The organism is Bacteroides sp. 3_1_13 (assembly GCF_001185845.1).
GTDB lineage: Bacteria > Bacteroidota > Bacteroidia > Bacteroidales > Bacteroidaceae > Bacteroides > Bacteroides xylanisolvens.
In genome coordinates this window covers 2,044,418-2,057,157 of record NZ_KQ236955.1, presented here as the reverse complement: position 1 = coordinate 2,057,157, position 12,740 = coordinate 2,044,418, and the positions used below count along the sequence as shown (strand labels likewise).

Below are 12,740 nucleotides of genomic sequence, written 5' to 3'. Positions count from 1 at the left end.
AGTAACTTACGTTACGATTCCTTTTTTCCGTCATAACCCCATTTCACGTAAACTGCGCCCCATGTAAATCCGGCACCGAATGCAGTGAAAATGATATTATCACCTTTCTTGAGTTTATCTTCATAATCCCAGATACACAAAGGAAGAGTAGCAGCACTGGTGTTACCGTAATGCTCAATATTTACCAACACTTTATCCATTGGCACCTCCATACGGTGAGCCACGGCTTCGATAATGCGGACATTCGCCTGATGCGGAACAATCCAGTTGATATTATCTTTCGTCAGACCATTCTTTTCTGCAATAGCAGCAGATACATCCGACATGTTGGATACAGCATATTTAAACACTGTTCTTCCTTCCTGGTGCAAATAGTGCATTTTATTGTCTACTGTGAAATAAGACGGAGGACAAACCGAACCACCAGCTTTCATGTGGAGGAAAGGCAATCCTTTGCCATCAGTTCTCAGTATCGAATCCATGATTCCGTAATCTTCCGTAGTCGGTTCCACCATAAAGGCAGCAGCACCGTCACCAAAGATAGGGCATGTAGCACGATCTGTATAGTTAACCATTGACGACATCTTATCGGCACCGACAATGATAATTTTCTTATATCTTCCCGAACGGATGAAATTAGCAGCTGTCTCCATCAAATACAGGAAACCGCTACAAGCAGCCTGCAAGTCGAAGGCAAAAGCATTCTTTAGTCCGAGTTTATCACAAAGAATAGAAGCTGTAGAAGGGAAGTGATAGTCAGGAGTAGTGGTAGCGACAATAACTAAATCAATGTCATCAGGATTAGCACCAGTTTTCTTCATCAACTGTTTGGCAGCTTTGCGTGCCATGTATGAACTACCTAATCCTTCCTCATTCAGAATATGTCTCTCCTTTACTCCGATACGAGTCATAATCCATTCGTCGTTGGTATCCACCATTTTTGATATCTCGTCGTTAGTTAAGATATAATCGGGAACATACCCGCCGACTCCTGTGATTACTGCATTTATTTTTTCCATCAAACCTATTTTAAATTAGCAATACTATAATACTTAAAGCAGCCGGAGAGCTTTACCCTCAGGCTGTTTTCAGTATAACTGTACTAATTATACAGCTGCTTCTTTCTCAATAGCGAGCTTACCTCTGTAATAGCCACAAGCACCACATACTGTGTGGTAAACGTGCCATTCGCCGCAATTCGGACAAATAGCCAATGTAGGAGCTACTGCCTTATCATGAGTTCTTCTCTTCGCTTGTCTCGTACTTGATTGTCTTCTCTTAGGATGTGCCATTTTCTTAAAACTTTAATTATTATCTAATATTTTTTTTAATTCATTCCAGCGAGGATCAATTTGTTCCTCCACTTCTTCCTCAATTACGATGTCATCTCCACCTGTGTCGAAAGTATCATCGCTATCCTCATTTGCATTTGTTTTCAAATGCTTGTTCAATTTACTAGTTACCGCTTTATTACACTTACCGGGAGCATGTACATGCTTCATCGGAATAGACAGTGCAACAAATTCATACATGAACCATGCAACGTTGATTTCCCCTTCTTCCTCGGGAATCACAATCAGGTTGTCACCTTCTTCTGCATATTCATGACCAAACTTTACCATCAGTTTATCAGAAGAACTGATAGGTAGCTCCATATCATCCAGACAACGGTCGCATGGTACCCATACCATACCGTCAGTTTGGAAACTCAGCTCGAAAGCACGAGAGGTTCTTTTCACAGTCAATGTAACATTGACCTTTCCTTTCTGAACTTCAGGACCATCAATGTGAGCGAAGTAAAGGTTATCCAATACAAACTCATACTTAGCAGAGTCTGCTTGCATACCTTTCAAGTCAATTTTGTATTTATCAAATTTTCCCAAAGCTTCTCTCTTTTTTAAATCGTTAGCTTACAATTCGGGCGACAAAGATACAAATAAATATCCTCATAACATACAAATTATCAGTAAATATTCACTTTTTTAATAGGTATTATGAGGTTTGTATCTGCTAAAAAGGGCGGTATAAATACCAAAGTAATAAAAAACAGAAAGCCTCGCCCGTCAATAGACAAGCGAGGCTTCTTTAAAACGGCGGCTACCTACTCTCCCACTGTTACGCAGTACCATCGGCGTGACGAGGCTTAACTTCTCTGTTCGGAATGGGAAGAGGTGGAACCCTCGTGCTATAACCACCTGAATAAGGTTATGACATGATGAAAAGTAAAATCTCAAGTTATTACTACTATGTTTCTGTTCTCTGTTTCCAGTTTCTGTATCAGTAATCCGCTAAACGTATATACCCAACCGGTACATATTTGAAAGAAAGTGAACGGGCAATTAGTAATGCTCGGCTTTGATGTTACCACCTTTACACCTGCATCCTATCAACGTCATCGTCTTTAACGACCCTAAGAAATCTAATCTTGTGGCTGGCTTCGTACTTAGATGCTTTCAGCACTTATCCAATCCCGACTTAGATACCCAGCGATGCACCTGGCGGCACAACTGGTAAACCAGCGGTCAGTCCAACACGGTCCTCTCGTACTAGTGTCAGAGCCACGCAAATTTCATACGCCCACGATAGATAGAGACCGAACTGTCTCACGACGTTCTGAACCCAGCTCGCGTGCCACTTTAATGGGCGAACAGCCCAACCCTTGGGACCTTCTCCAGCCCCAGGATGTGACGAGCCGACATCGAGGTGCCAAACCCCTCCGTCGATATGAGCTCTTGGGAGGGATCAGCCTGTTATCCCCGGAGTACCTTTTATCCTTTGAGCGATGTCCCTTCCATGCGGAAACACCGGATCACTATGCTCTAGTTTCCTACCTGATCGACTTGTCTGTCTCCCAGTCAAGCGCCCTTATGCCATTACACTCTACGGACGGTTACCAATCGTCCTGAGGGCACCTTTAGAAGCCTCCGTTACACTTTTGGAGGCGACCACCCCAGTCAAACTACCCACCAAACAGTGTCCTCGCAACTACGAGTTAGAACTCAAATAATCAAAGGGCCGTATTTCAACAGCGACTCCACAAATACTGGCGTACCTGCTTCGAAGTCTCCGGCCTATCCTACACATCAATTACCCAAATTCAATGTTAAGCTATAGTAAAGGTTCACGGGGTCTTTTCGTCCCATCGCGGGTAATCGGCATCTTCACCGATACTACAATTTCACTGAGCTCACGGTTGAGACAGTGTCCAGATCATTACACCATTCGTGCAGGTCGGAACTTACCCGACAAGGAATTTCGCTACCTTAGGACCGTTATAGTTACGGCCGCCGTTTACTGGGGCTTCAATTCAATGCTTCTCTTGCGATGACATCTCCTCTTAACCTTCCAGCACCGGGCAGGTGTCAGGCTGTATACGTAATCTTTCAATTTTGCACAGCCCTGTGTTTTTGTTAAACAGTTGCCTGGACCTATTCTCTGCGCCCAACTCTCGTTGGGACCCTTTATCCCGAAGTTACAGGGTCAATTTGCCTAGTTCCTTAACCGTGAATCACTCAAGCGCCTTAGTATATTCAACCCGACTACGTGTGTCCGTTTGCGGTACGGGTACCTTAAAGATTAAGTTTAGCGGATTTTCTTGGGAGTATGTTTACACGCACTATTGGATTGTTCCGAAGAACGTTCCATACTATCAGGTTCGACTCTCTTTGTGGATTTGCCTGCAAAGATCAACATCTACACCCTTCAACGGACTATTCCGTCAGTCCGCGGCGCTATCACTGCTCCGTCTCCACGTCACTCCTTAAGGTAGTACAGGAATATTAACCTGTTCTGCCATCGGCCTCACCGTTCGGCTGAGCCTTAGGACCCGACTAACCCTGATCCGATTAGCGTTGATCAGGAAACCTTAGTCTTTCGGCGAGGGGGTTTCTCACCCCCTTTATCGTTACTTATACCTACATTTGCTTTTCCACACGCTCCAGCAAAGCTCACGCTTCACCTTCGACGCAGAGTGGAATGCTCCCCTACCGATCATTACTGATCCCATAGCTTCGGTAAATTGCTTAATGCCCGATTATTATCCACGCCAAACTCCTCGACTAGTGAGCTGTTACGCACTCTTTAAATGAATGGCTGCTTCCAAGCCAACATCCTAGCTGTCTTAGCAATCTGACTTCGTTAGTTCAACTTAGCAATTATTTCGGGACCTTAGCTGATGGTCCGGATTCTTCTCCTTTAGGACATGGACCTTAGCACCCATGCCCTCACTCCTGGGATCGAACTACTGCGCATTCGGAGTTTATCAAGACTTGATAGGCGGTGAAGCCCTCGCATCTTATCAGTCGCTCTACCTCACAGTAGTAATTCCCAAGGCTGCACCTAAATGCATTTCGGGGAGTACGAGCTATCTCCAAGTTTGATTAGCCTTTCACCCCCACCCTCAGTTCATCCGGAAGCTTTTCAACGCTTATCGGTTCGGTCCTCCAGTTAGTGTTACCTAACCTTCAACCTGACCAAGGGTAGATCACTTGGTTTCGCGTCTACTCCTTCCGACTAATCGCCCTGTTCAGACTCGCTTTCGCTTCGGCTACACATTTTGAAATGCTTAACCTTGCCGGAAAAAGTAACTCGTAGGTTCATTATGCAAAAGGCACGCCGTCACAACTTACGCTGCTCCGACCGCTTGTAGGCGCACGGTTTCAGGGACTATTTCACTCTTCTATTCGAAGTGCTTTTCACCTTTCCTTCACAGTACTGGTTCGCTATCGGTCTCTCGGGAGTATTTAGCCTTACCGGATGGTCCCGGCAGATTCACGCAAGATTCCTCGTGTCCCGCGCTACTCAGGATACCACTACGCTTCGTTTAGCTTCGAATACCGGACTATCACCGTCTATGGTTTCATTTTCCAAAGAATTCTTCTCACTAAAGTTCTTGCGACATCGTGGTCCTACAACCCCAATATTGCCGTAACAACATTGGTTTGGGCTAATCCCCGTTCGCTCGCCACTACTTGGGGAATCATTATTATTTTCTTTTCCTGCAGGTACTAAGATGTTTCAGTTCCCTGCGTTAGCCTCTTGCTATGCAAGATGTCATTCCTTCAGAATGACGGGTTGTCCCATTCGGAAATCTTCGGATCAAAGGTTATTTGCACCTTCCCGAAGCTTATCGCAGCTTATCACGTCCTTCATCGCCTCCGAGAGCCAAGGCATCCGCCATGCGCCCTTGCTTACTTTCTTTCAAACGTTTTATTCGCGTATTGGTATTGATTGTGGAATTGCTTCCGGCTGTCAATATTGCATACTCGAACACGTACGGTTTGATATATACTTTTAGCTCTTACTTTTAATTTTACTTTTTGTACATCATGTCAAAGATCGTTTCTCTTTTCAGAGATGGTGGAGAATAACGGATTCGAACCGTTGACCCTCTGCGTGCAAGGCAGATGCTCTAGCCAGCTGAGCTAATCCCCCGGAATAAGTTGAGAGTGGAGAATGGAGAGTTGAGAGTGAAACTTACAACTACCACACAATCATCAACATTCTCGAAGTAGTCCCAGGCAGAGTTGAACTGCCGACCTCTACATTATCAGTGTAGCGCTCTAACCAACTGAGCTATAGGACTAGTTCAACCTTGTCTACCTTTCGTCTAGACTCGGCTTCTTTTTTCTCTTGTTTATCTCTATCTATACTTCTATAGATGGTTGATCTATATATTATAAATAAACAAGTACCAGTAGTACAAAAAACAGAACCTTTAAAGTCACTATTTTTACGATGACTTGGTTTACATTATTCATGTAACAGCATCGCTTACGACATCGCTCCAGAAAGGAGGTGTTCCAGCCGCACCTTCCGGTACGGCTACCTTGTTACGACTTAGCCCCAATTACCAGTTTTACCCTAGGACGCTCCTTGCGGTTACGTACTTCAGGTACCCCCGGCTTTCATGGCTTGACGGGCGGTGTGTACAAGGCCCGGGAACGTATTCACCGCGCCATGGCTGATGCGCGATTACTAGCGAATCCAGCTTCACGAAGTCGGGTTGCAGACTTCGATCCGAACTGAGAGAGGTTTTTGGGATTAGCATCCTGTCGCCAGGTAGCTGCCTTCTGTACCCCCCATTGTAACACGTGTGTAGCCCCGGACGTAAGGGCCGTGCTGATTTGACGTCATCCCCACCTTCCTCACATCTTACGACGGCAGTCTCTCTAGAGTCCTCAGCATGACCTGTTAGTAACTAAAGATAAGGGTTGCGCTCGTTATGGCACTTAAGCCGACACCTCACGGCACGAGCTGACGACAACCATGCAGCACCTTCACATTTGCCTTGCGGCTAACCTGTTTCCAGATTATTCAAATGCAATTTAAGCCCGGGTAAGGTTCCTCGCGTATCATCGAATTAAACCACATGTTCCTCCGCTTGTGCGGGCCCCCGTCAATTCCTTTGAGTTTCACCGTTGCCGGCGTACTCCCCAGGTGGAATACTTAATGCTTTCGCTTGGCCGCTTACTGTATATCGCAAACAGCGAGTATTCATCGTTTACTGTGTGGACTACCAGGGTATCTAATCCTGTTTGATACCCACACTTTCGAGCATCAGTGTCAGTTGCAGTCTAGTGAGCTGCCTTCGCAATCGGAGTTCTTCGTGATATCTAAGCATTTCACCGCTACACCACGAATTCCGCCCACCTCTACTGTACTCAAGACTGCCAGTTTCAACTGCAATTTTACGGTTGAGCCGCAAACTTTCACAACTGACTTAACAATCCACCTACGCTCCCTTTAAACCCAATAAATCCGGATAACGCTCGGATCCTCCGTATTACCGCGGCTGCTGGCACGGAGTTAGCCGATCCTTATTCATATGGTACATACAAAATCCCACACGTGGAATACTTTATTCCCATATAAAAGAAGTTTACAACCCATAGGGCAGTCATCCTTCACGCTACTTGGCTGGTTCAGACTCTCGTCCATTGACCAATATTCCTCACTGCTGCCTCCCGTAGGAGTTTGGACCGTGTCTCAGTTCCAATGTGGGGGACCTTCCTCTCAGAACCCCTATCCATCGTAGTCTTGGTGGGCCGTTACCCCGCCAACAAACTAATGGAACGCATCCCCATCGATAACCGAAATTCTTTAATAGTAAAACCATGCGGTTTTAATATACCATCGGATATTAATCTTTCTTTCGAAAGGCTATCCCCGAGTTATCGGCAGGTTGGATACGTGTTACTCACCCGTGCGCCGGTCGCCATCTTTAGTTTGCAAGCAAACTAAAATGCTGCCCCTCGACTTGCATGTGTTAAGCCTGTAGCTAGCGTTCATCCTGAGCCAGGATCAAACTCTTCATTGTAAAAGTATCTTTTCATCTGTTAAGATGATTTTTTGCTCTGTTCAGGATGCCGTAAATTTATTGACCTTATTCAAATACCTATTATCTTCAATCGTATCGCTACTCTCTCGGACAAGTATTGACGGTTCTATTTTTTACTTGTACTACTTGTATTGTTTATCAATATTTCAAAGAACTAACGTGGCTTCCGCCGCGCCTGCTTTCTTTGCGAAAGCGGATGCAAAGATAAGGACTTTTTCAGATAACTTCCAAACTTTTTCGAAGTTTTTTTTGTTTTTATTTTCTGATGCCTTAATCTTGTAGCAGAATGTCAACCATTAGGCTCTGTCTCTCTAGCAAAGCGGGTGCAAAAGTAGACAACTTATCAATAACATCCAAATATATCTGACTATTTTTCGGTTCTTTCTTGAAACTTTTTTTGTAACTCATTGATTGATAACGATGTCATAGAGTATGTTTTTTCAGATAGACACATCCTTATATGGAACACCTATACATTATTATATAGTGCACTCAAATGTAAGTTCTATTTTCCTATACCTAACAGAAATTCTATATACATTCAAGATTCCACGATCCACTTTTCGATATTACGAGTTTCTGCGCTAAAATTTACTCCTATTTTAAAAAGTTTTCGCTCATCCGTCTCGAAAGGTAAAGCATAATGCTTATCGTTAATCTGTTGCAAAGCCTCTTCTGCTGTGCCATTCAGTTTAAATTCCATTATATAAATAAATTTATCAGTCTGCAAGACAAGATCAATGCGCCCTTCACTCGTATGATACTCTACCTTGGTGTAGAAACCTAGCAGTTTAAAAACGATAAAAAGAACATTTTCGTAATGTAGTTCCTGATCCCGAATCACTTCGTAAGTAGTGTCTGCAAAGAAGCTTTGCAGGCGGTGGAAGAAAGAGTTATAATCACCGGAACGCACTTCACGAACAAACTTCTGAATCTCAAAAGGCGACTCGACCTTATTTACGTTCGCATAAAAAGGAAGCAGGAAGCGGATAAAACCTTCTTCCACTTCGCGATTGGGGAAACCCAAGCGATACATTCCAAATTCTTCATCATACCCCTTGATGGTTAGGTATCCACTCTGATAAATTACCGGGATGGGATTGGTGGATTCAGAATCTATACTGTTCAACACTTGGACATCGGTCTCTTCATGTGCCATCCGCTCCAGGTCATAATGATGTTTTTTTAGCAATTTCACCAAATAGGTAGGCGTACCCGTTTCAAACCAATAACTACCAAACTCTTTACGCTTGAAAGCGTTCAGCAGACTGAACGGGTTGTACATGCCGATTGAATTGTGCGTAAAATGATAGCCATCATAACACTCTCTCAAATCTTCACAGAGTTTATCATACGTTATTCCACGTGCTGCTGCAAATTCATGTAGTTCCGCTTCCAGATTTTCATGGATTTCACGCTCGCTGACACCACAAATTTCGACATACTCATTCCACATTGAAATATCATCCAGATTGTTCAAGTCACTGAATACACTGACTTTGCCAAACTTTGTCACGCCGGTGAGCAGAGCAAACTTTATATACCCGTCCTTCGTTTTCAAAGCGCCATAAAATGGCTTCAGGGTATTTCGGAATTGCTTTTGAAGTTCTTCATTGCCAATGGCTTGTAACATAGGTTTGTCATACTCATCTACCAGAATAACTACACGTTGCCCCGTCTTTTCGCAAGCACGCTGAATGATACCGGCAAAGCGCAGGGAAAAGGATGTTTCAGACGGACGGGTGCCGTATTGGCTTTCCCAATATTCAAGATTATCATTCAATATTTTATCCAGACTTTCCGGCGTGTCATACTTCTCAATATTAAGGTCGAGATGCAATATAGGATGCTTTATCCAATCCTTTTCCAACTTTTCCACAGCCAATCCTTCAAACAGTTCCTTTTTCCCTTGGAAATAAGCCTCCAAGGTAGAAATGAGCAGACTCTTTCCAAAACGGCGCGGACGACTCAAGAAGTAATAACTTCCGGTCTTGACCATTTGATACATCAATGCCGTCTTATCAATATAGAAATAACCGTCATTACGAATCTTTTCGAAATTCTGAATGCCGATAGGATAAATTTTATTGCTCATAATCTCTGCTTTTATAAATTAACGCCAGTCACCTGTCTTGCAAAGATATATATTTTTAATAGAACTCCTTCTCACGCAAGGTTAAAAGATTCTTTTCCTCAAGCCACTATTACCTCTAATTTTCCCTACAATAAAGTTTGAAAAATAAAAAAACATCTGCCACCTGCAACAAAATCGAAATAACAAACTGACTGATAAACAATTATAGCGTTGCAGATACCGTTGCAGATACGTTGCAGATAAAAACATCTGCAACACAGCGGTAAGAAGAAATGTTGCACACCAAGCATCAAAGTTTATTTTCCTATCATTGAAGCGCTCGTTTCCTGCGTCAGAACTCCGGTTCCCAGGCGGGAAACTACAGTTTCCGCGCATGGAAACGAGAGTTTCCAGCCAGAGATACTAGCGTTTCCCGCTAGAGACACTGGAGTTTCCATATAGAGAAACGACAGCGAAACCGTAGCTAAAGATTTTCAGAGAAGGAGATATACAAGACTAACCCCAGTTATAATCCTCCACGTAACCGTCGAAATACTCATCCAGACTAACGCCAAGCTCCTTGGCTACGGCAATAATCCGCCGTTGTTCGACCGGACTAAGGTTCATGTCTCCCCTACGTTTCAAATAATAGTTCTTTCTACCCATATATTCAATCATACGATAGCGAAAGGTATCTGCCACACGAACCGTAAGAGCACTAATCGTACGCATAAAGCCGCGTGCATAACGCACTTTCTCATTGGAACGGTAATAATCACAAGCACTTTTCATCGCTTTCAGCCGGTTGGGATTCATTATTGACAGGAAAACCCGCTCCGCCGGAGCATACTCTAAGGCGATATGCCGCAGACAAGTCGTGGCACGCGGACATTCTTCGGCTGCACACAAGCCGAAAGTATAAGGAACGATGGAATAATCGAATGGTTCTTTCATTGCTGTTTATCGGTTTTTATTGTTATTAAATTCTACAAATGTACGGATAAAAAGGATAAACAGATAAAATATCCATGTTTATTTGCAAGAGCGGGCAAATATGACTAACTTAGCAGAATATTATTAACAAAACAAAAGATGAAAATCACTCAATTAAGAGACAAGGACAAAACTACTGCGCTGACTACAATGGATATGGAAACGTGGATAGGAAAAACACGGACAGAAACAAAGACACAGCCTGTGTCCGCTTTCAGAGAAGTGTTGCGATATTCCCTGCCCGACTCACGCTGCTACGAAGCAGACAAGCTTCCGAAGATTCTTCCGGCTGCGGAATTCCGCAGGGCGGAAGGTGGAAAACAAATGAAAAGTTATAACGGAATAGTAGAACTGACCGTCGGACCGTTGTCAGGCGGCCCGGAGATTGCATTAGTAAAACAATTGGCATGGGAACAGCCGCAGACTCACTGCGTCTTTACCGGTTCAAGCGGACGGACAGTGAAAATATGGGCGAAATTTACCCGCCCTGACAATTCGCTTCCACAGAAAAGAGAAGAAGCGGAGATATTTCACGCGCATGCCTATCGTTTGGCCGTGAAATGCTATCAGCCGCAAATTCCGTTCAGCATTTTACCCAAAGAGCCTAGTCTGGAACAGTATTCACGACTGTCATACGACCCGGAACTTATGTACAGACCGGATTCCGTTCCGTTTTATCTCTCGCAACCGTCAGGGATGCCCGAAGAACTGACTTATCGGGAAGCGGTACGCTCGGAAAAGTCACCGTTGACACGGGCCGTACCGGGATATGACACGGAGCGCGCTGTATTCATGCTTTTCGAAGCGGCTTTGAGAAAGACCCATGAAGAAATCTACGAAGCGGAAGATGAAGGTGCACCCGAAAGAGGGGAAGACTTTCAGGCTATGGTGACACAACTGGCAGTCAACTGCTTCCATTCGGGCATTCCCGAAGAGGAAACGGTGAAACGTACTATTTTCCACTATTACCTGCGCCGTCAAGAGGTGCTCATCCGCCAGTTGGTCAAGAATGTATATGAAGAACAAAAAGGGTTCGGAAAGAAGAGCAGCTTAGGGAAAGAACAGTACCTCTCACTCCAGACAGAGGAGTTTATGAACAGGCGCTACGAATTCCGTTACAACACCCAAGTGGGAGAAGTGGAATACCGCGAACGGAACTCATTCCATTTTTACTTCAATCCTATCAACAAACGGGTGCTGAACAGTATCGCACTAGATGCGCAAGCCGAAGGTATTCCGCTATGGGACAGGGACATAAGCCGGTATATCTACTCCAACCGCATCCCCGTATTCAATCCGTTGGAAGATTTCCTCTACCATCTCCCCGTCTGGGACGGCAAAGACCGTATCCGCGGACTGGCACAAACCGTTCCCTGCGAAAACAAGCATTGGGTAGACTTGTTTCACCGCTGGTTTCTCAACATGGTCATGCACTGGCGCGGGACAGATAAGAAATATGCGAATAATGTTTCGCCCCTGCTGGTAGGCCCGCAAGGTTGCCGTAAATCGACATTCTGCCGCAGCCTCATCCCGCCCGCCATGCGTGCATACTATACGGACAGCATCGATTTCTCACGAAAGACGGATGCCGAATTGTATCTCAATCGTTTTGCGCTCATCAACATTGACGAGTTCGACCAGATCAGCGCCACCCAACAAGGATACCTGAAACATATCCTGCAAAAACCGATTGTAAATATGCGCAAGCCTTATGGAAACGCCGTACTTGAAATGCGCCGTTATGCTTCATTCATCGCAACGAGCAACCAAAAGGATTTGCTGACCGACCCTACGGGCAGCCGCCGCTTTATCTGTATCGAAGTAACCGGAACGATAGATACAAACAAGGCGATAGATTATGAACAGCTTTATGCGCAGGCCATGTATGAGCTCGATCATGGCGAACGTTACTGGTTCGACCAGTCCGAAGAACAGATTATGACCAGAAGCAACCGTGAATTTGAACAAGTTTCACTCGAAGAACAGTTGTTTTACCGTTATTTCCGTCCGGCCAAAGAGAAAGAGGACGGTGAATGGCTCTCACCGGCGGAGATTTTGGAAGATATAAAGAAAAACAGTGCCATACCGTTGTCAAACAAGCGGGTAAGTGTGTTCGGGCGAGTTCTCCGTAAACATGAAATCCCGTCGAAACGTGTACACAGAGGTACTGTCTACCATGTTGTACGAGTTTTATAAGACCAACAGATGCGTTGCAGATACTACATCTGCAACGCATCTGCAACAGGTATCTGCAGCGCTGTAATACGTTTATTTTCAATAAGATAATTCAATTTCGTTGCAGGTGGCAGATAAAACAGCACTTTACAAACTTAT

6 protein-coding genes, 2 tRNA genes and 3 rRNA genes are annotated in these 12,740 nt (G+C 44.5%); 1 reads left to right on the top strand and 10 read right to left on the bottom strand.

Annotated features, from left to right (window positions below; translation table 11 throughout):
* Window positions 1-11 precede the first annotated feature (11 nt).
* From HMPREF9009_RS07280 to HMPREF9009_RS07230, 10 genes are all read right to left on the bottom strand, one after another.
* Window positions 12-1,019 carry a beta-ketoacyl-ACP synthase III gene (locus HMPREF9009_RS07280; protein ID WP_049701803.1) on the bottom strand — a complete coding sequence of 336 codons (1,008 nt, stop codon included), beginning with the start codon at window positions 1,017-1,019 and terminating at the stop codon, window positions 12-14.
* 87 nt (window positions 1,020-1,106) lie between these two features.
* Window positions 1,107-1,292, bottom strand: coding sequence for a 50S ribosomal protein L32 (gene rpmF, locus HMPREF9009_RS07275; RefSeq protein WP_004296852.1), 186 nt, complete (start codon window positions 1,290-1,292; stop codon window positions 1,107-1,109).
* A gap of 12 nt (window positions 1,293-1,304) precedes the next feature.
* Window positions 1,305-1,883 carry a YceD family protein gene (locus tag HMPREF9009_RS07270; protein ID WP_004313594.1) on the bottom strand — a complete coding sequence of 193 codons (579 nt, stop codon included), beginning with the start codon at window positions 1,881-1,883 and terminating at the stop codon, window positions 1,305-1,307.
* Between the two features lie 205 nt (window positions 1,884-2,088).
* Window positions 2,089-2,199: ribosomal RNA gene (gene rrf / locus HMPREF9009_RS07265) — 5S ribosomal RNA — on the bottom strand.
* A gap of 120 nt (window positions 2,200-2,319) precedes the next feature.
* Window positions 2,320-5,199 (bottom strand): 23S ribosomal RNA (locus HMPREF9009_RS07260).
* Window positions 5,200-5,356: 157 nt separating this feature from the next.
* Window positions 5,357-5,433, bottom strand: a tRNA-Ala gene (locus HMPREF9009_RS07255).
* A gap of 77 nt (window positions 5,434-5,510) precedes the next feature.
* Window positions 5,511-5,584: transfer RNA gene (locus HMPREF9009_RS07250), tRNA-Ile, on the bottom strand.
* 205 nt (window positions 5,585-5,789) lie between these two features.
* Window positions 5,790-7,318, bottom strand: a 16S ribosomal RNA gene (locus HMPREF9009_RS07245).
* Together the 16S, 23S and 5S rRNA genes with 2 tRNA genes alongside form the textbook arrangement of a ribosomal RNA operon.
* A gap of 562 nt (window positions 7,319-7,880) precedes the next feature.
* Window positions 7,881-9,434, bottom strand: a complete 1,554-nt coding sequence (locus HMPREF9009_RS07235) for an ATP-binding protein (RefSeq protein WP_049701802.1) — start codon at window positions 9,432-9,434, stop codon at window positions 7,881-7,883.
* A 495-nt stretch (window positions 9,435-9,929) separates the two neighbouring features.
* A complete protein-coding gene (locus HMPREF9009_RS07230) occupies window positions 9,930-10,367 on the bottom strand; it encodes a DUF6078 family protein (protein WP_004304904.1) in 438 nt (145 codons plus the stop codon).
* 138 nt (window positions 10,368-10,505) lie between these two features.
* Between HMPREF9009_RS07230 and HMPREF9009_RS07225 the strand changes: the two genes are divergently transcribed.
* Window positions 10,506-12,602, top strand: a complete 2,097-nt coding sequence (locus tag HMPREF9009_RS07225; protein WP_049701801.1) for a BT4734/BF3469 family protein — start codon at window positions 10,506-10,508, stop codon at window positions 12,600-12,602.
* The last annotated feature ends 138 nt before the right edge of the window (window positions 12,603-12,740 follow it).

Coding starts and splice junctions, on each gene's coding strand:
- HMPREF9009_RS07280 (WP_049701803.1), bottom strand. CDS start 1,019: ATGGAAAAAATAAATGCAGTAATCACAGGAGTCGGCGGGTATGTTCCC.
- rpmF (WP_004296852.1), bottom strand. CDS start 1,292: ATGGCACATCCTAAGAGAAGACAATCAAGTACGAGACAAGCGAAGAGA.
- HMPREF9009_RS07235 (WP_049701802.1), bottom strand. CDS start 9,434: ATGAGCAATAAAATTTATCCTATCGGCATTCAGAATTTCGAAAAGATT.
- HMPREF9009_RS07230 (WP_004304904.1), bottom strand. CDS start 10,367: ATGAAAGAACCATTCGATTATTCCATCGTTCCTTATACTTTCGGCTTG.
- HMPREF9009_RS07225 (WP_049701801.1), top strand. CDS start 10,506: ATGAAAATCACTCAATTAAGAGACAAGGACAAAACTACTGCGCTGACT.